We start from the raw sequence: 20,458 nt of genomic DNA, 5'->3' as shown, positions 1-20,458 counted from the left end.
AATGCATCGGGAATTTGTTCGTCTCGTTGAATCTAAGCACGATTCAACTCAGCGGTTCACCCCGCCGGCGCGACTGCAAAGGATGTCACGCATGAAACGTCGCACCTCGCTGGCCGCCGGAACCGTCGCACTTGCCGCCTGTGCGGTGGTGTCGATGCCGGCCCCCGGGGCGCACGCCAAACCGGCGCCCGAGGTGGAGTACACGTACAACGTGTCGGTGCGCCGGCACTTCGACTTCCCGAACAACGACGCGGTCGGCTATGGCTACGGGATCTGCGACAAGGTCACCGCGGGCGAGGGTTACCCCCAGATAATGGGCGATGTGAAGAACGACGTGACGCCCAACGACGAGTTCTCAGCCAACTATCTGGTCTCCTACGCCGTCGATCTGCTGTGCCCCGCCGTGATCCCGCAACTGCGCAAATCGGCGCAAGGCTACCGCCCCCCGCCCGGTCAAGAATATTTCGGCAGCCCCGGCGCCGAGTAGCGGACGAAGCCCGGACGAGTCGGCCAAGTTGGGCCCAGGGCACTAGGGCATCGTGTAGCCGCCGCTGACCGAGATCAGCTGTCCGGTCACCTGCCGAGCCGCCGTCGGCGAGCAGAACCATGCGGTGGCCTGGCCGATGTCCTCCGCGGTGGTCAGGCGGCGCAGCGGTGTCCCCTTGACCATGTAGTCGATCTGGTCGGCGTTGAACACACTGTCCTGGCCAGTGGCCCACAGGCTCGATTCGCCCACGGCTTCGGGGCTCTCCGGGATCACCAAGCCAGGACAGATGACGTTGGACCTGATGCCGTGCCGGCCGTGTTCACGCGCGACGGTGCGGGCCAGGCCAATCATCGCGGCCTTTGACGCCCCATAGACACCGGTGCGGATCTGACCGAATGCCGCGTCGCTGGCGATGAACGCGATGGCGCCGCCGCCGGCCTCCTTCATCGGACCGATCGCCGCCTGGGTGGTGCCGATGGCGGTGAACAGGTTGGTTTCGATGGTGCGTTGCCAATTGTCACGGTTGGTGTCTGTGGCGAAGAATTGCTGACCGCTCCAGCCCGCATTGTTGACCAGCACATCGATGCCGCCCCAGGTGTCCAGGGCGGTGCCGACCGCGATGTCGGCTCCGCGTTGGGTGGTCAGGTCGGCGATCGCGACTTCGGCGGCGGCCGCACCCCTGGCCAGGGCTTCGTCGCGAACCCGTTTGGCCTGGGGCTCGTCGATGTCGTTGATGACAACACGGGCACCCTCCGCGGCGAACACGTGGACGATGCCGCGCCCGATGTTCGAGGCGCCTCCGGTGACCACCACTCGCGCCCCAGCTAGCCCAAGGTCCATGCTCTGCTCCCTGTCGTGGACGTTTGTTGTGACCGTCGCCATGGTAGTTTAACGTAGATTAGAAATATTGATTATCGGTCGGACGAGGAGGGATTGGTGCATGGTTGAGTGGCTGCTCGACCAGCGTGTCGCCGTCATCTCCGGCGCAGGTCGCAGAGTCGGGTGCAAGATCGCCCGAGCGTTTGCCGACACCGGTGGGGGTCACGACATATGACACTGGTGGTGCGCGAGGTCGTCGATCGGGTAGCGGTGATCACCCTCAACCGGCCCGAGCAGATGAACGCGCTTACCGTCGCGCTGAGCGGCGAATTGGAGCGGGCGGTCCGGGAGCTGGGTAACGACCCCGAGGTGAACGTCATCCTCATCCGGGGTTCGGAGGGAAACTTCTGTGCGGGCGGCGATTTCAACGAAGTCGAGTCCCTGCGAGCTGAAGGCCCGGACGCGTTGCGCACCCTGTTCGTGGCATTTCGTCGTGCGTGCGACGCCATTGCCGAGATCGAGGTCCCGGTTGTCGCCGCAGTGCAGGGCGTCGCCATGGCGGGCGGTTTCGAACTGATGCAGGCCAGCGACATCGTGCTGGTCAGCGACGACGCCAGGATCGCCGACAACCACGTCAGATTCGGAATGATCCCGGGCGGGGGAAGTACCCAGCGGCTGAGCCGGCTGGTGGGCCGTCAGGAGGCGCTGGGGCTGTTGTTGTCCGGCGACCGGATCTCCGGCGTCGAGGCGGTGCGCCGCGGTCTGGCGTATCGCAGCTTTGCGCGGGCCGAGTTCAGCGACGGTGTCCGTGGGTTCGTCATGGATCTGGCCGGGCGGCAGCGCGAGGCTGTGGTCAGGATCAAGCGCCTCGTGTACGAGGGTCTGCGGGTCCCGCTGGCCAGCGGGCTGGAACGCGAAATCGACTTCGTAGTGGACCACATCTGCGGGCACTCCGGACACAACGGTGTATCCGCCTTTCGACAGCGAGGAGCCCGCTAGATGAGCAATGCGGAGACCAAAGCCCCGGTCGCCCTTGAGATCTCGGCCGGCATCGCCCGGTTGCGGCTGAACCGGCCCGAGGCGTCCAACGGGATGAACGTCGAGTTCCTCAAGGCGCTGCATGAGGCGGCCCTGGCCTGCCATGCGGATCCCGCCGTGCGCGTGGTGTTACTCACCGGTGAAGGCCGGAACTTCTGCGCGGGCGGCGACATTCACACGTTCGAATCCAAGGGGGCCGACCTCCCCGACTATCTGCGCGAGGCCACGGCCTGGTTGCAATTGGCGACGGCCGCGTTGATCCAGTTGCGCGCGCCGGTGGTGACCGCGGTGCAGGGCTTTGCCGCCGGTGGCGGTGGGTTGGGACTGGTCTGTGCCTCCGACATCGTCGTCGCGGCACGGTCGGCAAAGTTTTTTTCCGGCGCGGTTCGGGTCGGCATGGCGCCCGATGGTGGCTCGTCGGTCACGCTGGCCCAATTGGTGGGGTTGCGACAAGCATTGCGGATTCTGCTGACCAATCCGACGCTGACCGCAACCGAAGCACTAGAGATCGGATTGGTGACCGAGGTCGTCGAGGATGCTGAACTGCTCGGTCGCGCAGGGCAAATCGCCACCGAGCTGGCCGCGATGCCGGCCCGCGCGCTGTCAGCCACCAAGCGGCTGGTCTGGAGCGGACTGGGAGCATCGGTCGAAGAACGATTGGCCGAGGAAGCGCGAACCGTCTCCGAGTTGTCCGGAACCGCCGACGCGCTCGAGGGCCTGCGGGCAGTCATCGAACGACGCAAACCAAACTTCACCGGGCAATGAGCACGCCTGTCGTCCTCGTCGAGGACCGCGGCGCGGTGCGGATCGTCACGCTGAACCGCCCCGACAAGCGCAACGCGATCGACATCCCCGTCCGGCTCGAGCTTGCCGCGGCGATCGAGGGTGCCGGGGCCGACGACTCCGTCCGAGCCATAGTTTTGACCGGCGCCGGCGCGGCGTTCTGCTCAGGTGGCGATATCACCTCGATGGAACGGATGTCGCCCGAGCGTGCGATGGAGCGAACACAGTTGGCGCAGCGAGTGATTCGCGCTATTTGGAACGCGGGCAAGCCGGTGCTCGCCGCGGTGGAGGGCAGCGCCTACGGCGCGGGTGCGGCGCTGGCCGCCGCATGCGATCGCGTGATCGCGGCCAGCGACGCACGGTTTGCGACCACGTTCACCAATGTCGGACTGGCCGGTGACATGGGCACCTTCGCGTCCTTGCCGGCGCGGGTCGGCATCGCCCGCGCACGCCAGATGTTGATGATGGCGACGCCCGTGGACGCGGCCTCGGCCCTGACGATCGGGCTGGTGGATGCGCTGGCCGACCCCGGTCAGGCACTGTCGACCGCGCTGGCGGACGCCGAGCGACTCGCTGCCGGCCCGACCCGGGCATACGGGGTCATCAAGACGCTGCTGTCCGCCGGATCGGCGCTCAACCCGTTCGATCTGCTCGAGATCGAAGCCGAGCACCAGGCCCAGCTCTTCGACAGCGATGACTTCGCGGAGGGAATTGCGGCATTCCGCGAAAAGCGCCGCCCCCAGTTCGGGGCGGCGCCGAGATGACCGCCAAACTGCGCAGCCGCCTCGAGCTGTCGTACCTCCCCGCCGATTCCAGCACAAAGCTGGAGGACCACACCGTCGGCGCATTGCTGGCCGAGCGGGCGCAGACGCACGGTGACGTCGCAGCCCTGGTCGGCAGCGCCCACGACGACGGGGCTACGGTGCGGTTGACCTACCGTGAGCTCTTCGACGAGGCCTGCCGCGTCGCCACCGCATTGGCATGTTGCACAGCGCCCGGCGACTATGTCGCGCTGTGGGCGCCAAATGTGGTGGAGTGGCCGGTGATTCAGTACGGGGCAGCACTTGCCGGTGTCGTGCTCGTCGCCTTGAACCCTGCGCTGCGCCCCGCCGAACTGGAATACGCGCTACGGCATTCGCAGGCCAAGGTGCTGATCCACGCCGACCGCAGCCGCAACTACGACACTGCCGCCGCGGTCGGTGAAATCGACACGGATTCGCTCGGTGTGCGCACGATCAGCCTGTCAGCACGCGCCGAGTGGCGAAGCGACGACGTCGACCCGGACGTGATCGCCCGGGCGCCTACCGATCCGGACCAGCCGGTGATGCTGCAGTACACCTCGGGAACCACGGGGACACCCAAAGGGGTGTTGTTGCGCCACCGTTCTCTGGTCAATGTCGCCAAACTGACACTCGAGGCCGCCGGCATCACCGCGGGCGCGGTGACCGTCAACCCGCTGCCGATGTTTCACACGGCGGCCTGCGTGGTCGGCACCCTAGGCCCGCTCTGGATCGGTGGCACCGAGATACTGTTGAGCCGGTTCGAGCCGGCGGCAGTGCTCGACGCCATGCGCCGCGAGCACGCGTCGGTATTGTTCTTCGTGCCCGCCATGCTGACCGCTCTCCTGGCGGCGCAACGCGAATCCATCGAGCCGGCGCCGCGGTTGTCGATCTGTCTGGGCGGTGCCGCCACGGTCTCCGCCGAGCTCATCATGGCCACCGAGCGCACGTTCGGAGCTACCGTGGTCAACGTGTTCGGTCAAACCGAACTTTCGCCGGTGCTCACCGCCACCCGACCCGACGACAGCCGGGACGATCAACTCGGCACGGTAGGCCGGCCGCTTCCGCAGGTCGACTGCAAGATCGTCGACCCGCAGTCCGGCGCGGTCGTGCCGGTGGGCCAGCCGGGGGAGATCTGCGCACGCGGCTATCAACAGATGATCGGCTACTTGCACGACCCCGCCGCCACCGCGGCCACGGTGGATGCCGATGGGTTCGTCCACACCGGAGATCTCGGTGTGATGGACGAACGCGGCTACCTGACCCACACGGGTCGGCTCAAAGAGCTGATCATCCGCGGCGGCGAGAACATCGCCCCCGCCGAAGTAGAGGCGTGCCTGGCCGACCACGAGATGGTCGCGGAAGCCTGCGTGATCGGCCTGCCCGACGACAGGCTGGGCGAGATCGTGGCCGCCGTCGTCGTCGCGCGAGGTGACCTGCCGGCGGATGCGGCGAAGCGATTGCGCGCTCACGCCGCCAAGAGCCTGACGCCGCACAAAATTCCGCAGCGCTGGTTTGCCGCCGGCGATCTGCCGAGAACGCCCACCGGGAAGGTGCGTAAGTTCGCCCTGCCCAACCTGATCGCGCAGGGCAGCGTACGCGAGTTGTTCAGAGAGGAGCCCGACCAGTGACATCGCTCATCGAGCCGGCCGCCGCTACCGGCGACCGCTATGACCGGTTGATCAGACGAGACAAGGTGCATGGGTCGATGTATACCGACCCGGCTATCTTCGCTGAGGAATTACGCAAAATATGGTATCGCACTTGGGTTTTCGTGGGCCATGAAAGCGAGGTGCCGCAGCCGAACGATTACGTGCGCAGGCGGCTGGGCCTGCAGGACGTGATCATGACCCGCGACCGCGACGGGGAGTTACATCTGCTGCTCAACCGATGTGCTCATCGCGGCAATCAGATCTGTGACGACGCAGAAGGCAATTCGTCGACTTTTCGCTGCCCGTATCACGGCTGGACGTTCCGCAACAACGGTGAGCTGGTGGGTTTTCCGTTTTTCAAGGGCTACGGTGAGCGCAAGCTGGACCTGAACCTGGGTCGGGTTCCGCGGATGGAGAGCTATCAGGGTTTCGTGTTCGGCAGCTTCGCCGAGGACGGGCCCGGGTTGTCAGAACACCTCGGTGCCGCGGCGGGCGAGATCGACCGCTTGGCCCGGCTGTCTCCGGAAGGCAGGGTCGAGCTCACCGCGGGATGGTTGCAGCATAAGACTCGTGCGAACTGGAAACTCTTGGCGGAGAACGAGACTGACGGATACCACCCGCAGTTCGTGCACGGCTCGATTTTCGGCGTGACCGGTAGCCCCATCGGGGCCCTCTACAGCGACAGCTCGACCGCGGTCACCCGAGACCTGGGCCAGGGACACAGCGAGAACGACCTGCGCCCGGAATTTCGTAAGTTCGCCGAGCCGATGCGGTGGTTCGGCACCACCGAGTCGCGGGTGCCGAAGTACGTCGCGGCGATGCGCGAACGCTACGGCGATGAGGCGGACAAGATCATGATCGAGGGCGGCCCGCACGTGATGATCTTCCCGAACTTGTTCATCGCCGAAATCCAGGTCTTCAACCTCCAACCGGTCTCGGTGGGCGAGTGCATCCAGAACGCCACCGCGGTGCAGATGGTCGGGGCCCCGGAGCTGAACGAGCGCATGGTGTCGCAATGCATGGGCTCGGTGGGTCCTGCCGGCATGCTGTTGGCCGACGACACCGAGATGTACGAGCGCAACCAGCTCGGCCTGGAGTGCCTGACGCCCGAGTGGCTGGATATCCGCCGCGGGCTGAACCGGGAGCGGGTGGACGAGAACGGTTTCACCATCGGGGGAGCCACCGATGAGACCGGCATGCGGGGGTTCTGGTCACAGTACAAGACGCTGATGGAGGCCGAATCGTGACTACCGCACTGGACAAGCAGTCCGCACCGGGACCGGTACCTGACGGCTTCGATCGCTGGGAGGTCGAGCAGTTCCTGTACCGCGAAGCCCGCTTGGCCGACGAGTCGGACTACGATGCGTGGGAAGCGCTGTGGACCGATGATGCGCTGTATTGGGTGCCGGTGGCCGGCACCGACGACCCTGCCAGAACGATGTCGGTGATCTACGACAACCGCAGCCGTATCGCGACCCGGCTCAAGCAGGTCCGCACCGGCAAACGTTACGCTCAGGCACCCCCATCGAACCTGCGGCGCCTGGTGTCCAACATCGAATTCCTCGGCGGCCGTACCAATTCCAGCGGCGGGGTCGACCTGGAGGTGGCGGCGAACTTCCTGGTCCTGGAGTCCCGCGCCCGCGGCACCGAGCTGTGGGGCGGACGGACCACTTATCGGCTGCGCCGCCAGGACGGCGAGTTGCGGCTGGCGTATAAGAAGGTCGTGCTGGTGAACAACGACCAGCCGATCCCGACACTTGGCTTTCTGATCTGAGCCGCCATGACCATTGAAGTCGGCGACGGCGATCCGGTGAGCGTGCCTGGGGTGGGTCCGGTGATCAGTAATGAATTCGCCCAGGTATCAGTTAATTTCGACATATCCGGCAACTCTCCGCGGCTGCGGTTGGAGGACCTGCGCTCCGGTCGGGTCCGCTTTCTGGACGCGTTGGAACTGGAGACGATCATCTGGCTGTCAGACGAGCACCTGACCGAATTGCTCGATCCCTCCGACGGGCGTTGGCGCGGTGATACATGAGGCGCGCCGCGATAGCGAGTCCGGTGCGAACCGCGGTAGGAACGTTCGGCGGCAGCCTGCGGCCGCTGCGGGCTGAGGACCTCGCCGCCCGCACGATCAAGGCAGTCGTCGAGCGCAGCAGCGTCGACCCCGACGCTATCGAGGATGTGGTGATCGCCCAGTCCTACGCCAATTCCGAGGCGCCGTGCATCGGCCGCTGGGCCGCGCTGCACGCCGGGCTCCCGATCGGTGTTCCGGGATTGCAGATCGACCGGCGTTGTGGCGGCGGTCTGCAGGCCGTCGTCACTGCCGCGATGATGGTGCAGACCGGGGCCGCCGACGTGGTAGTGGCCGGTGGCGTCGAATCGATGAGCAACATCGAGCACTACACCACCACCGCGCGGTGGGGTTCGCGTTCGGGCAACCAGACGCTCTACGACCGGCTCGACCGCGGTCGCGAAATGTCGCAGCCGATATGGCGATTCGGCCCCATCAGCGGCATGATCGAGACCGCGGAGAATCTGGCCGCCGACTACGGGATTGACCGCCAAGCCGCGGATAGTTTCGCGGCGCGCAGTCAGCAGCGCGCCGCCGCTGCCCAGCGGGCCGGCCGCTTCGACGAAGAGATCGTCGCGGTGGAAGTGCCGCAGCGCAAAGGCGACCCGGTGCAATTCGACCGCGACGAGGGCATCCGCCCCGACACCACTGTCGAGACGTTGGGCCGGCTGCGTCCGCTGATGAAGGACGGCACTGTTACGGCAGGCAATTCCAGTCAGCAGAATGACGCCGCGGCGGCGTGCCTGGTGGTCGCCGAGGATCGGCTCGACGAACTCGGCCTGACTCCGCTTGGCTTTCTGGAAGGCTGGGCAGCGGTCGGCTGTGAGCCGTCGCGGATGGGCATCGGACCGGTCGCAGCCGTCGAAAAGCTGTTTCGCCGAACAGGTTTCGGTCTTGACGAGATGGATCTGATCGAGATCAACGAAGCGTTCGCCGTCCAGGTGCTGGCAGTGCTGGCCGGCCTGGGCGTCAAGCCGGACGACGTCGACGACCGGCTCAACGTCAACGGCTCCGGTATCTCGTTGGGACATCCCATCGGCGCAACGGGTGTCCGGATCATGGTGACCATGTTGCACGAGCTGCGCCGGCGCGGTGGGGGGCTGGCGCTCGAGACCATGTGCATCGGCGGTGGCCAGGGCCTGGCCGCGATCTTCCGGGGAGTCTCGTGATGAAGGGCCTGATCGGCTACGCGGCGTATGTGCCGCGGTACCGGCTGGCCGGTGGCGACATCGGTCTGCGCCGGGGCGACCGGGTCGTTGCCGGGTTCGATGAGGACAGCACCACCATGGCGGTGGCGGCCATCGCCGACATACCCCACTCGCGTACCGCTGCGGCCCTGTATTTCGCCAGCAGCACACCGGCTTACGCGGACAAGACCAACGCCACGGCCATCCACGCCGCGCTGGGGTTGCCGTTCGAGGCGCTTGCCGTCGATTTGTGCGGATCGGGGCGGAGCGGCTTCGCCGCGATTCTGGCGGCGGCGAGCACCGGAGGAATCGCGGCCAGCGCCGATGTCCGGGTGGGCCGGCCGAAGTCAGCCGACGAGAAACTCGGCGGCGATGGCGCGGCGGCCCTCGTTTTCGGGGCCGACGCACCCGCGATCGCCGAGGTGCTCGAGACGTACTCATTGACGGCGGAGTTCATCGACCGTTGGCGCGCGACGACTTCGGCGACCGGCGAGCAATGGGAGGAGCGGTTCGGCGCCGAGCGTTACGCGACCCTGATCCGCACCGCCGCGGACCGGGTGCTGGACGCCTCGGGGTTGCCCGGTGTCGACCATGTCGTGCTCACCTGCCCGAACAGCGGGATCGTCAAACGCGCGGCCACCTTGGTGAAGGGGGAGAAGTCGGTGGTCACGTCGCCGATCGGCTTTTCCGGTGCCTGTGACGCCGCGCTGGCACTGTGCAGCGTGTTGGACATCGCCGAGCCCGATGAAACCGTGTTGATGCTGTCGGCCGTCGACGGTTGCGACGCGCTGCTGTTGCGGACCACCACGGCGCTGCCCGGCGCGCGCCAACCGCATCCGGTCAGCGCGCAGCGGGCCGGCGGCCTGCCGGTCGACTATCTCACTTACCTGTCGTGGCGAGGGCTGGTCGAGCTGGAGCCGCCGCGTCGTCCCGAGCCGGACCGTCCGTCTGGGCCGGCCGCCGGCCGCGCCGCCCCCTGGAAATTCGGTCTGCGCGGTTCACGTTGTGCGGCATGCGATTTCATCCACCTTCCGCCGGCGCGCGTCTGCAAGCAGTGCGGCGCAAAGGATCAGATGAGTGCGGTGCCGGTAGCCGGACTGCGTGGGTCGGTGGCCACCTACACCGTCGACCACCTGGCCTACTCGCCGTCGCCGCCGGTCGTGCAGGCCGTCATTGATGTGGCGGGCGGCGGCCGCTTCACCTGTGAGGTCGCCGACGCCGAACCGGAGCGAATCCGCGTCGGGTCGTCAGTGGACTTCACCTTCCGTCGCCTGTTCACCGCGGGCGGCGTGCACAACTACTTCTGGAAGGCCCGACTGGACGTGAGAGACCATGCCTAGCAACGGTATTGCCGGCAAGGTAGCGGTGGTCGCAATGGGGTGCTCGCGGTTCGGCGAGCGCTGGGACAGCTCGACCGAAGACCTGCTCATGGAAGCGGTCGCCGAATGTATGGCGTCAGTACCCGAGCTGGACCGGGACGATATCGACGCCTACTGGCTGGGCACTCTCAGCTCGGGCATGTCCGGTTTGACGTTGAGCCGGCCGTTGGGGATCGGGGACAAGCCGGTCACTCGCGTCGAGAACATGTGCGCCAGTGGGTCGGAGGCGTTCCGTAACGCCTGCTATGCCGTCGCCGCCGGCGCCTACGACGTAGCGATGGCGGTCGGGGTGGAAAAGCTGAAGGATTCCGGCTTCTCGGGATTGTTACGCCAGGACCCGCCTGGCGACGGCACTGCCCCCGAACTCTCGATGACCGCGCCCGCGGCGTTCTCGTTGCTCGACCCCGCCTACTGCGCGAAGTACGGGGTGGACGCCGGCGAGATGCGCGACGCGATGACGCACGTGGCGTGGAAGAACCACGTGAACGGGGCCCGTAACCCCAAAGCGCAGTTCAGGTCTGCCGTCGCCAAGGAAACCATCGACAACGCGCCGAAGGTGGCCGGCCGGCTTGGTGTATTCGATTGCTCCGGAGTCTCCGACGGTGCGGCGTGCGCGATCGTCGTGCCGGCCGAACACGCCTTGCGCTACACCGACACCCCGATGTACGTGCGGGCACTGTCGCTGGTCGCCGGTTCGGGGTTGGGCGCGACGGACCCGGACTACGACTACACCAGCTTTCCCGAGGTGGTTCGCTCGGCCCGCGACGCCTACCGGCAAGCCGGCATCGACGACCCGCGCACCGCATTCTCGTTCGCCGAGGTGCACGACTGTTTCACCCCGACGGAGATCGTGCTCATGGAGGACCTGGGTTTCGCCGATCCCGGCCAGTCCTGGAAGGACGTACTGGCCGGCGACTTCGACGCCGACGGGCGACTGCCGATCAATCCCGACGGTGGCTTGAAATCGTTCGGGCATCCGGTGGGCGCCAGTGGGTTGCGGATGCTCTACGAAGCCTGGTTGCAGTTCCGTGGTGCGGCGGGCCAGCGGCAATTGCCCGACCCGCACACCGCGCTGACTCACAACCTGGGAGGACGGCCGGGCACCTGCGTTTCGTTCGTGTCGGTGCTCAGCCGCCACGACGGTCGCTGAGGCGGTCGCCCACCGCCTGATCGCGGGGCGAGGCACGGCTGACGGAGCAAAAATTTCCGGCCGGGAAATACCTTTCAGGGCCGCGTTAGAAGCGTAAAATTAATATATGTCCAAGGTGCCATTTATTACTAAGGCAAACACTGAAAACAATGAGTCCGAACGAACCCGGACGCGGATCCTGGATGCTGCCGCCCACGTGCTGAGCAGCAAGGGCTACGCCGGGACGCGGATGACCGACATTGCTGAGTCGGCCGACATCGCGCCGGTGGCGATCTACGACCACTTCCAGACTCGCGATGACCTCATCGAAGAGGTCATGTACCGCGGGATCAGCGATATGCGCCAGCGTTTGCAGCAAGCGCTGGACGCGTTGCCGCCAGGCGCGTCGCCGATGGATCGGATCATGGTCGCCGTCGAAGCGCACCTCCGGAACGAGCTGCAGCTCTCCGATTACTGCACTGCCTCGATCCGGAATTCGGGTCAGCTTCCCGAGAAATTGAGCAAACGACAGAAGAAAGAAGAGGCCGCCTACGGGCAGCTTTGGCAGAGTCTCTTTTACGATGCGGCGGCCGCGGGGCAGGTTGATCCCGAATTGGATGTCGCGCTTGCGATGTTGCTGTCGCTCGGGGCTTTGAACTGGGTCGCGGAGTGGTGGGATCCTCGCCGCGGATCGGTCGATGACATCGTGGCGAAGGCGCAACTCATCCTCCGAAGGGGCCTGACATCCAACAGTGACCCGAGCGCATCGCGCGAGGGCGCCGTCAAGCCAGGCTCGCGCTGGCGCCTATTCGGCCGCTCGCAACCACGGGTGCCGGCGCGGCGCCGTTCCTGAAAGGTCTCCGGCGCTGGTTGGCGTTGCCGGTACCCGGTTGGGCGGCGGTTGCCGGTTTCGCGCCGAGTGGGTGACCTGCGGTCGGGACTGCCGCGTGGAAATCACATAGCGCTCGAGGCGAGTTCGGGTGCGACGGCTGGCCGAAGGGGTCGTTCGGGTCGGGTCGACGGCCCGTCGTGATGGGTCATGATGTTCGTCATTTTGGGACCGAGGTGTGCGCCGGCGAAGGTCGCGCCGACGCCGAAGACAATGGTGTAGGTGGCGGCTAGGCCGGCTACCAGCGGGCTGGCTCCGGAGTGCAGCGCTGCCACCGTCGGCCAGGTGACGAAACCGTAGGACACATACATCGATCCGAACATGACGAACGGGATCGCCAGGATCACCCATCTCGTCCGGAAACTCATCAGCAGCAGGATCAACAGCGCCGGCACCAGGTCGAACAGACGGTTGGTGCTGAGAAACCACAGCGGCAAGGGGAACCAGCGCTGGTTGAAGAACGGTTGGTTGTCCCCGTAATAGGTATAGAGTTTGGCGATCTTGATGATCGGGATCTCCAGCAGCAGGTCGGCTATCGCGATTCCGCCGAAGATGTACAGAAAATCCCTGGGCCGACAGCCACTGCGAATGCGCTGGATGATGAACAGCGAACCGCCGCCGATGAACCACAGGTACACCGGTGCGACCCAGAGCGGGACATGGGTTCCCCAGAACTGCACCAGGGGCCAGGCCCCGTGCTCGGCGTACCAAAGCTTCCCGGCCCGGTCGACTGCACCTTCGAAGACGACCGCGCCCAGAGCGCCGCTGACCAGGATGACCGACCGGAACAGCGCCTCCCACCAGTCGCGGCGGCGAAGCGGGTTGCGCAGGGCCAAATAGATGGTCAGGGCCGCCACCGCGAAGTGCAGCACACCGAAGATCCACTGCCACAACGGGTCGACCACCATGTCGATCGGTGCATCTACCGGTGGGTTCACTTCCCACGTCCTTAGGTCGCCGACGCCGGCCCGAGTCTGCTCAGCCGCTGATATAGTAAGTGCTATATGACGGAACCGGCAAGCTCCGGCAGGCCCGCCGAGCGCACCCGCAGTCGCGCCCACGGGCAGGGCCGGGAATTGATCTTGCGCGCGGCCCGAGAGGAGTTCGCCGCGAAGGGATTCAGGGGCACCGCGACGCGCGACATCGCCAAGCGCGCCCAACTCACCGAAGTGATGATCTTCCGCCACTTCGGCACCAAGGCCAACCTGTTCCAAGAGGCAGTGATCACTCCGTTCACCGAGTTCATGGACGACTACATCAGCGATTACCGGTCACGGGAGCACGGCACGCTCAGTCCCCAGCAGGAGGGTGCGGCCCTGTACACCGGGCTGTTCAACGTGCTGCACGGCGAGCGTGAGCTCCTGCTCGCCCTGATGTCGGCACATCAGTACCACGAACTGAGCCGAGAGGCTTCGGCGCAGATCGACACCGCCTTCGACCGATTACTGGCGCTATTCGAAGAAGTGGTCGCCACCGAGGCGGCGGAACGCCAGTTTTCCGACTTCGACCTTCGCCCCACTGTGCGGGCGATGTTCGCGATGGTGCTGTCAACCGCACTGCACGGCGACTGGATGGGCCTGGGGAAAAAGGTTTCCTACAAACGCATGATCGACGCCATGACCCAACTCACCGTCCGCGGTCTACGCGTGCCGGAAGGCCAAGCGCGGCAAACCAATTCCTAACTGGGCGGGACGGAGTCGAACCGGCCCCCGTCGAGCGCGTCGAGAAGCTGACCGACGATCCACTCCAGAGCCGCCTTGTCCGGCGGCAGGGTCGCCTGCTCGTAGCCGACGAGCAGGTAGACGGCCCAGTCGGCGAACAGTTGAGCCTGCCGTTCGTCACCCAGTATCTGCAGCGCGGACTCCCGCAAAATCTGATGACGCTCGTGATCGACGTCCACTTGGACGGCATGTACACCGGGGTCCGCGCCGCTCCAGGCGCGGATCGCGGCTTCCGCCCCGTGCGGCAGGTTCAAGCCGATGTCGATGATGCTGTCGATGCGACGGCGCGGATCGGGTTCGGAGCGGATCCATTCCACCAGTCGCACGGTGTTGGCCTGACGCCAGTGCTCGACCAATTCCCGCGTGTAGGTCGGCCAGTTGTGGAAGTAGTGGTAGAAGGACCCGGTGCTGACACCCAGCCGACTGCATACCTCAGCGAGCTTCAGCCCGCCGTAACCGAGGTCGGACAGCACCTCGAGGCCCGTTTCGAAGTAGGCCACCCGGGAGACGCCGCTCGCCATGGGTGGGACTTTAGTTCGTGATCGGCCGCCCGCGATTTCAGGTGGATGACTCAGGACCCAGAGTCACCCCGACTCCGGGGTGAAGCGAACGTACTGTCGCTTGATGCCGTTGATAAACGTGCTGGTGAGATATTCAGGCGCACCGACGGTCTCGATGTCGGGCAGACGACGATACAGTTCGCCCACAATGGCTTTCAGCTGCAGCTTCGCCACGTGACTGCCGAGACAGAATTGCGGTCCGCCGCCCCCGAACGCCAGGTGCGGATGTCGCGCAGCTTTGAGCGGGTCTGAATCTGTTCCCGCCGCCCCCGAACGCCAGGTGCGGATTGGGCTTGCGGGTCGCATCGAATCGCCGGGGTTCGGCGAATACCGAAGGGTCGCGGTTCGCGGAGTTGTAGAACATGACCACTTTGTCGCCGGGCTCGATCGTGACGCCGGAAAGTTCGAACCGCCGCAACGCGGTGCGGCGAAATGTCATCACCGGCGACGCCCATCGCAGGAACTCCTCGATCGCGGTGTCGATGTGGGAGGCGAAATCCGCCAGCAGGCATGCGCGTTGATCGGGATTTGAGGATCGAGGATGACGCCTCTAGCACCTCGGGCGGCAGCTCCTCGAATGTCACCCCGCCGGCTGCTGAGGAGAACGCGTCCGCGTGCCGACTCACTGTGACGATGTCCTCGTGTCGGACCACCGCCCAGTAACCGGGCGGATCCTCCTGGCCGAGCAGGTTCATCAGCGGGCTGCGGACGGGCCGTTGCCAACTCACCGGCCGTTCCAGGCGGAGCTGGGCTAATAGTGCATCGCGCTCATCGCAGGGGCCGTGCCACAGGCCGTCGGCGGACAAGTCGATGGTGTCGTGTTCGCGACTAACGAAGGTGCCGTTCATTGGGTCTCCTGCTGGCGGGCGCGCGAAACTTGCGATTGACTGGACCCTACTGTAGTAATTTCTACAGTATTAGCCACTACATTAGCTAGACGGAAGTTTGGAAGGGTCGCACGGTGTCAGCACCCGATCGCAGATTGATGGTTGTCGTCTGGAGTGGGCCGGTGGGCATCGCACTGGTGCTGCTGGGCTGGATGGTCTTGGCCGGTTTCCTACCGCCGCCCTCGCCGGATCTCTCGCCGGAGCAGGTGGCCGACCTGTGGTCTCACCACACCAATGCCAAGCGGCTCGGCATGGTCATGTGTGTCTGGGGCGGAACCCTCTACGTGCCATTTACCTTGGCGGTGGGGTTGCTGCTGCGTCGAACCGAAGTGGGTGAGCGCGTCTTGTCGACGACCCAGACGGCGCTGGGGACCTTTGGGACAGTGTTCTTCACGCTGAATTTCCTTATCCTCGCCGTCGTCGCGTTCCGCCCGGCTCGGCCTTCGGAGATCACCCAGCAACTGCACGATCTCGGCTTCATCATGACGTTCTCACCCGTCGCGCCGTTCACCCTGCAGTACATCGCTATCGGTACGGCGATCCTGCTCGATCGATCGGCCGCGCCGATCTTCCCGCGGTGGGTCGCCTACGCGAACTTATGGATCGGGCTGTTGTTGGTGCCGGCCTGCCTCATCCCGTTCTTCAAGGACGGACCGTTGGCATGGAACGGCATTCTGAGTTTCTGGATTCCGGTGGTGGTGTTCGTGGCGTGGTTCGCGGTGATGTTCTGGGCGATGAGGGCGGCGATTGCGCGCGGCCCGCGCAGTTCGGAAGCGCGTGCCGATGCCGCAGCATGATCCTGCGTCGGTGTTGCGCGTCGCCGGGCGACCGCGACGCCCGGCCGGCGACGCGACGCGGCGTCGCCTGTTGGACAGCGGTCGGCGAATCTTTGCCGAAGAGGGCTTCGCTGGCGCCGGAACTCAGGACATCGTGGCGGCAGCCGGGGTGGCGCCGACGGCGCTCTACCACCACTTCGGCAACAAACTGGGATTGTTCGTCGCGGTCGGCGCCGAGGTTTATGACGTCTTCATCGGCCACCTGCGCGCCGCGGTCGCCTCGGCGGAGTCGTTCGACGACCGGCTGGATGCGCTGATGAGGGCCTCCGGCGAGCTGCACCGGTCGGATCCGACTCTGGCGCCGATGACCGTTACCGTCCAACTCGAGGTGGCGCGCAGCGAACAGATCCGTGCGGCGATGAGCGCTACGTTCGCGTCATTCTCGGCGTTTGTCACCGATATCGCGCGGACGGCGCCGGCGGCCCTGACAGAGAGTGTCGGCGTCCGCGGGGTTGCGTTGACGATCGTCGGCATCCTGGAGGGCCTGGGCAGCCTGGGCGCGACACTGCAGGATCCAGACGACTTGGTAGCGACCACGGTGGTGTTGCGCCGGCTGCTCGCCGCCAGTCGGATTGACGAGCGCGCTCCGTGAGCAACACAGGCTTCGCGCGAAAGGACTTGTGCGACAATGCTTGCGTCTACATGTGAGGTCGATGATCGCACGTCGGTCGAAGCTCGGTTCGGGCTTTCGCGATGCGCGGCACACGAGGGTGGCCGGCGCTGTGACGTTGTCGTCGGCGCATGGTCGCTGGACCGCGACGGCACACCGCGGCCCGGTGCGCTTGCCACTGCGCTCGACCATGTACTGGGTGAATCCCTGGCTGTTCACCGCCCGGAGGGCTGGTGGACGACGACGTCGGAACTCGCCATAGATTTCCTCGCCCCGTTTGATCGGCCGAGTCGGTTACGGGCCACCGCCGATCCGATTCAGGTCGAATACCGCGGCGGCTATGCCCAAGGCCGGATCATCGATGAGCACGGGACTGTCGTGGCCGCGGGTTCGACGTGGGCGCACCACCTGCCGTCCCGGGGCAACCCTTTGCGGCGCGTGGTGCGGCCACCATGCCAGCCGATAACGGCCGCGGCCTCCCTCGAGGACCATCTACGATTCGAGCGCCTTGCGAGCCAACCTGATTCGATCCTGCTCACCTTGGGGGCTTCGGATTCGTGGACCAATGTCTTCGGACTACTGCACGGCGGGGTCTGGGCTTGCCTGTCCGAGATTGCGGCGGCGCGACTGCTCAGCGAGCGCAATCCAAGGCTCGGCACCGCGCGACTGCACGTCGCCTTCGTCCGCGCCGCACGCGGGGACGGGCCCGTCACCGTCAGCGCAAGTGCACGTCACGTGGGATCGTCGTTCGCTGTCGTCGAAGTCCTCGGACGGTCCGCCGACGACACGCTGTGCACGATCTCAACGGTCACCGCACGGGAACGCAGTGACACCGTCAATGGGTGATATACCGGGTGCCCGGGAGACAACAGGCCGAGCGGCTGAACCGCATCGCTGGACCGCAGCGCTCAGGTGGCCATCACCTTGACGCGAACAAAAATTTGAAACTAAATTAAACTCGGCCCGCCAGTAGTGGACATGAAATCAGTGGAGGATCGAAAGTGCCCGGAGTGCAGGACAAAGTCGTGATCGTGACCGGAGCCGGCGGCGGATTGGGGCGGTCCTATGCCCGGTTCCTCGCCGACAACGGCGCCCTGGTCGTGGTCAACGACCTCGGCGGGTCGCGCGACGGCTCCGGGTCGGGCACCAGCATGGCCGACGCTGTCGTCGAAGAGATCCGTAGCAGCGGCGGCCGGGCGGTCGCGAACTATTCCACCGTGGCCACCCGGGAGGGGGCGGAAGCGATCGTGGCCACCGCGATCGAGCACTTCGGCGCCGTGCACGGAGTGGTCAACAACGCCGGCATTCTGCGTGACGGGGCCTTTCACAAGATGAGCGACGAGAACTGGGATGCTGTCATCAAGGTCCACCTGTACGGCGGCTACCACGTCACCCGCGCCGCATGGCCGCACTTTCGTGAGCAGAGTTTCGGACGGGTGGTGATGGCAACCTCGACCAGCGGAATCTACGGCAATTTCGGCCAGGCCAACTACGGGGCGGCCAAGCTGGGATTGGTCGGCCTGCTCAACACCCTGGCGATCGAGGGCGCCAAGTACGGGATCACCGCGAACGCGATAGCGCCGATGGCGGCCACTCGCATGACCGCCGACATCGCTCCCCAGGAGGTCCTGGACAAGCTGGACCCCGACCACGTCGCGCCGCCCGTCGGCTACCTGCTGTCCGAGGAAAACCAGGAGTCCGGCTCGGTGTTCGTCGTCGGCGGCGGCCTGGTCCAACGGGTGGCGCAGTTCCAGAACGCCGGCGTCACATTCGGCAAACCGCCGAGCCTCGAGGAGATCGCCAAGCGCTGGCCGGAGATCAGCGACATGTCCGACGCGAAGCTCGGCAGCAATCCGGTGGGATAGCAACGCCATATGGTCGAACCGTTGACCATCGATATCGGAGCGCGACGAGAAACGCTTCGCGAGCGCTTCCCGATATGGCGCGAGCGCACACTGGCCGACTGGCTTGACCACTGCGCCGACCGCTTCGGTGGGCGCCCCTTTGTGCTGACCGACGAGGTCGAACTCAGCTACGCTGACGTGACGGCCGAATCGCGCCGACTGGCCGATGGCCTTGCCGCACTGGGTGTTTGCCCCGGCGACCGGGTAGCCATGATCATGGCGAACTATCCGCAGTTCGTCACCGTCAAGTTCGCGATTGCCCGTCTCGGGGCGATCGCGGTCCCGCTCAACTTCCTGTACCGGCAGGATGAATTGCGGTACGTCCTGGCTGATTCCGGGTGCCGCGTCGTGGTCACCATGACGGGCTTCCGCGACCTGGACTACCAGGCGATATTCGATGCCATCGCCCCGGGCTGGGATGCACCGGCATCCCGGGCACCCTTCGTGGTGGTGTTGCTCGATACCGATGGCCGGGCACGGCCCGGCTGCTTGACGGTGGCCGGCCTCGGCGCCCTCGGCGACGAAAACCCTGGCACCCGAAGCGCTTTGAATATGCATCCGCGCGACGTCAGCGACATGCTGTACACCTCGGGCACCACCGGCTCGCCCAAGGGTGTGCTGGTTACCCACGACGCGGTGTTGCGCACGGCGTACGCATCCGCGCTGACGCGAGCCTATGAGGACGGCCGGCGAATCCTCTTCTCGCTGCCCTGCTACCACATGTTCGGCTACATCGAGGGGTTGCTGTCCGTCATGTTCGTGGGCGGCGCCATCATCCCGCAGACGGTGTTCAGCGCCGAGGGCTATTTCGCCGGCATCGAACGCCACCGAGCCAACGACATCCTGTGCGTCCCCACCATGGCGGTCGCGATGCTGGAGAATCCCACCCGCCGGCAGTACGATCTCGGCTCGATAAACGCGATCTTGTGCGGATCAGCCCCGGCGCCGATCTGGCTCTGGCGCAGGATTTCCGAAGATTTCGATGTCCACGAGATCGTCACCGGTTACGGGATGACCGAATGCGGTGGCGCGATGACCCTGACGCGGCCCGAGGATCCGCTGCACCTGACCTCCGAAACCGTCGGCAAGCCGAAAATGGCTGGCGTGGCATCGATTCCGGGAACCGATGCACTTGTGGTCTATAAGGCAGTGGATCCCGAGACGGGGGAGGACCTGGCGGTCGGAGTAGAGGGCGAGTTGATTTCCGCGGGACCGACGTCGATGCTCGGATATTGGAACCGTCCGCAGGAGACCGAGGCGACCCTGCGAGACGGCTGGGTTTTCTCGGGGGACCTTGGCCGGGTGCGCGCCGATGGTTACCTCGAGGTGACCGGCCGTCACAAGGATCTGTACAAGAGCGGCGGAGAACTGGTGATGCCCAAGGAGATCGAGGATCTGCTCGCGGCGCACGACGACATCAGCCAGGTCTTTGCCGTCGGGCTGGTCGATGAGCGCTGGGGTGAGATCGGTTGTGTCGTGGTGGTTCCGGTGCCGGGATCGACCCTCACCGAAGACGATGTGCTCGATCTCTGCCGGGCGAAGCTGGCCCGCTTCAAGGTGCCCAAGCGGGTGGTGTTCTACCGCGCGGAGGATCTACCCAAGACCCCCACCGGCAAGGTGCAGAAGTACAAGCTCGTCGAACAGCTCACCTCGACGGGTCGTTGACCAGGCGACGTTGCTGCGCGAACGTGCGCAGCGGCGAGTTGACGGACCTGGCTACCATTTCA

General features: G+C 65.6%; 23 protein-coding genes. 19 read left to right on the top strand and 4 right to left on the bottom strand.

Features of this window, described 5'->3' with window-relative positions; genetic code table 11:
* Positions 1-91 precede the first annotated feature (91 nt).
* A complete protein-coding gene (locus MKCMC460_RS23365; protein WP_236977425.1) occupies positions 92-487 on the top strand; it encodes a DUF732 domain-containing protein in 396 nt (131 codons plus the stop codon).
* 42 nt (positions 488-529) lie between these two features.
* Here MKCMC460_RS23365 and MKCMC460_RS23360 read toward each other — a convergent pair whose 3' ends face one another.
* Positions 530-1,327: an SDR family NAD(P)-dependent oxidoreductase gene (locus tag MKCMC460_RS23360; protein ID WP_236977423.1), complete on the bottom strand. Its 798-nt coding sequence runs from the start codon at positions 1,325-1,327 to the stop codon at positions 530-532.
* A 210-nt stretch (positions 1,328-1,537) separates the two neighbouring features.
* Here MKCMC460_RS23360 and MKCMC460_RS23355 point away from each other — a divergent pair, with 210 nt between their 5' ends.
* The 11 genes from MKCMC460_RS23355 to MKCMC460_RS23305 all read left to right on the top strand — a co-directional run bounded on the left by MKCMC460_RS23355 (position 1,538) and on the right by MKCMC460_RS23305 (position 12,177).
* Complete coding sequence (locus MKCMC460_RS23355; RefSeq protein ID WP_236977421.1) at positions 1,538-2,305, top strand: enoyl-CoA hydratase/isomerase family protein; 768 nt, start codon at positions 1,538-1,540, stop codon at positions 2,303-2,305.
* Entirely contained in the window at positions 2,306-3,109 is an 804-nt protein-coding gene (locus tag MKCMC460_RS23350) for an enoyl-CoA hydratase/isomerase family protein (protein ID WP_236977419.1), read from the top strand.
* Positions 3,106-3,891, top strand: coding sequence for an enoyl-CoA hydratase/isomerase family protein (locus MKCMC460_RS23345; RefSeq protein WP_236977418.1), 786 nt, complete (start codon positions 3,106-3,108; stop codon positions 3,889-3,891). Before MKCMC460_RS23350 ends, MKCMC460_RS23345 begins: the two co-directional genes overlap by 4 nt.
* On the top strand, positions 3,888-5,537 hold the full coding sequence (locus MKCMC460_RS23340) for a class I adenylate-forming enzyme family protein (RefSeq protein WP_236977417.1): 1,650 nt from the start codon (positions 3,888-3,890) through the stop codon (positions 5,535-5,537). Before MKCMC460_RS23345 ends, MKCMC460_RS23340 begins: the two co-directional genes overlap by 4 nt.
* 77 nt (positions 5,538-5,614) lie before the next feature.
* Positions 5,615-6,805: a Rieske 2Fe-2S domain-containing protein gene (locus MKCMC460_RS23335; protein ID WP_236984343.1), complete on the top strand. Its 1,191-nt coding sequence runs from the start codon at positions 5,615-5,617 to the stop codon at positions 6,803-6,805.
* An 8-nt stretch (positions 6,806-6,813) separates the two neighbouring features.
* A complete protein-coding gene (locus tag MKCMC460_RS23330; RefSeq protein WP_236984341.1) occupies positions 6,814-7,332 on the top strand; it encodes an aromatic-ring-hydroxylating dioxygenase subunit beta in 519 nt (172 codons plus the stop codon).
* A gap of 6 nt (positions 7,333-7,338) precedes the next feature.
* On the top strand, positions 7,339-7,593 hold the full coding sequence (locus MKCMC460_RS23325) for a hypothetical protein (RefSeq protein WP_236977416.1): 255 nt from the start codon (positions 7,339-7,341) through the stop codon (positions 7,591-7,593).
* Positions 7,590-8,798 (top strand): acetyl-CoA C-acetyltransferase, encoded by a 1,209-nt coding sequence (locus MKCMC460_RS23320; RefSeq protein WP_236977415.1) that lies wholly within the window; start codon positions 7,590-7,592, stop codon positions 8,796-8,798. The genes MKCMC460_RS23325 and MKCMC460_RS23320 overlap by 4 nt, the downstream gene beginning before the upstream one ends.
* On the top strand, positions 8,798-10,156 hold the full coding sequence (locus MKCMC460_RS23315; protein WP_236977414.1) for an OB-fold domain-containing protein: 1,359 nt from the start codon (positions 8,798-8,800) through the stop codon (positions 10,154-10,156). Before MKCMC460_RS23320 ends, MKCMC460_RS23315 begins: the two co-directional genes overlap by 1 nt.
* Positions 10,149-11,345 carry an acetyl-CoA acetyltransferase gene (locus MKCMC460_RS23310; protein ID WP_236977413.1) on the top strand — a complete coding sequence of 399 codons (1,197 nt, stop codon included), beginning with the start codon at positions 10,149-10,151 and terminating at the stop codon, positions 11,343-11,345. The genes MKCMC460_RS23315 and MKCMC460_RS23310 overlap by 8 nt, the downstream gene beginning before the upstream one ends.
* A gap of 196 nt (positions 11,346-11,541) precedes the next feature.
* Positions 11,542-12,177, top strand: coding sequence for a TetR/AcrR family transcriptional regulator (locus tag MKCMC460_RS23305; RefSeq protein ID WP_370653197.1), 636 nt, complete (start codon positions 11,542-11,544; stop codon positions 12,175-12,177).
* A gap of 101 nt (positions 12,178-12,278) precedes the next feature.
* Here the strand turns inward: MKCMC460_RS23305 and MKCMC460_RS23300 are convergent, their stop codons facing one another.
* Positions 12,279-13,151 (bottom strand): hypothetical protein, encoded by an 873-nt coding sequence (locus MKCMC460_RS23300; protein ID WP_236977411.1) that lies wholly within the window; start codon positions 13,149-13,151, stop codon positions 12,279-12,281.
* Between the two features lie 66 nt (positions 13,152-13,217).
* Here MKCMC460_RS23300 and MKCMC460_RS23295 point away from each other — a divergent pair, with 66 nt between their 5' ends.
* Positions 13,218-13,895: a TetR/AcrR family transcriptional regulator gene (locus MKCMC460_RS23295; RefSeq protein WP_236977410.1), complete on the top strand. Its 678-nt coding sequence runs from the start codon at positions 13,218-13,220 to the stop codon at positions 13,893-13,895.
* Here MKCMC460_RS23295 and MKCMC460_RS23290 read toward each other — a convergent pair.
* Positions 13,892-14,455 (bottom strand): TetR/AcrR family transcriptional regulator, encoded by a 564-nt coding sequence (locus MKCMC460_RS23290; RefSeq protein ID WP_238304894.1) that lies wholly within the window; start codon positions 14,453-14,455, stop codon positions 13,892-13,894. The two genes, MKCMC460_RS23295 and MKCMC460_RS23290, sit on opposite strands and share 4 nt — an antisense overlap.
* Before the next feature lie 133 nt (positions 14,456-14,588).
* Positions 14,589-14,933 (bottom strand): cytochrome P450, encoded by a 345-nt coding sequence (locus MKCMC460_RS31895; protein WP_370652962.1) that lies wholly within the window; start codon positions 14,931-14,933, stop codon positions 14,589-14,591.
* Here MKCMC460_RS31895 and MKCMC460_RS31890 point away from each other — a divergent pair.
* From MKCMC460_RS31890 to MKCMC460_RS23260, 6 genes are all read left to right on the top strand, one after another.
* Positions 14,857-15,015, top strand: coding sequence for a hypothetical protein (locus MKCMC460_RS31890; RefSeq protein ID WP_370653210.1), 159 nt, complete (start codon positions 14,857-14,859; stop codon positions 15,013-15,015). The genes MKCMC460_RS31895 and MKCMC460_RS31890 overlap by 77 nt on opposite strands.
* Before the next feature lie 488 nt (positions 15,016-15,503).
* Positions 15,504-16,178 carry a hypothetical protein gene (locus tag MKCMC460_RS23280; protein WP_236977409.1) on the top strand — a complete coding sequence of 225 codons (675 nt, stop codon included), beginning with the start codon at positions 15,504-15,506 and terminating at the stop codon, positions 16,176-16,178.
* A complete protein-coding gene (locus MKCMC460_RS23275; RefSeq protein ID WP_236977407.1) occupies positions 16,165-16,809 on the top strand; it encodes a TetR/AcrR family transcriptional regulator in 645 nt (214 codons plus the stop codon). The genes MKCMC460_RS23280 and MKCMC460_RS23275 overlap by 14 nt, the downstream gene beginning before the upstream one ends.
* A 36-nt stretch (positions 16,810-16,845) precedes the next feature.
* On the top strand, positions 16,846-17,673 hold the full coding sequence (locus tag MKCMC460_RS23270; protein WP_238304893.1) for a PaaI family thioesterase: 828 nt from the start codon (positions 16,846-16,848) through the stop codon (positions 17,671-17,673).
* Between the two features lie 155 nt (positions 17,674-17,828).
* The gene (locus tag MKCMC460_RS23265; RefSeq protein WP_236977405.1) at positions 17,829-18,692 is read left to right on the top strand and encodes an SDR family oxidoreductase; all 864 of its coding nucleotides are present in this window, start codon (positions 17,829-17,831) and stop codon (positions 18,690-18,692) included.
* Positions 18,693-18,713: 21 nt separating this feature from the next.
* Entirely contained in the window at positions 18,714-20,396 is a 1,683-nt protein-coding gene (locus tag MKCMC460_RS23260; RefSeq protein WP_370652961.1) for an AMP-binding protein, read from the top strand.
* Positions 20,397-20,458: the final 62 nt, after the last annotated feature.

This window comes from Mycobacterium sp. 20KCMC460 (genome assembly GCF_022179425.1).
GTDB classification, from domain to species: Bacteria; Actinomycetota; Actinomycetes; order Mycobacteriales; family Mycobacteriaceae; genus Mycobacterium; species Mycobacterium kiyosense.
This window is presented reverse-complemented; position numbering and strand designations above follow the sequence as displayed.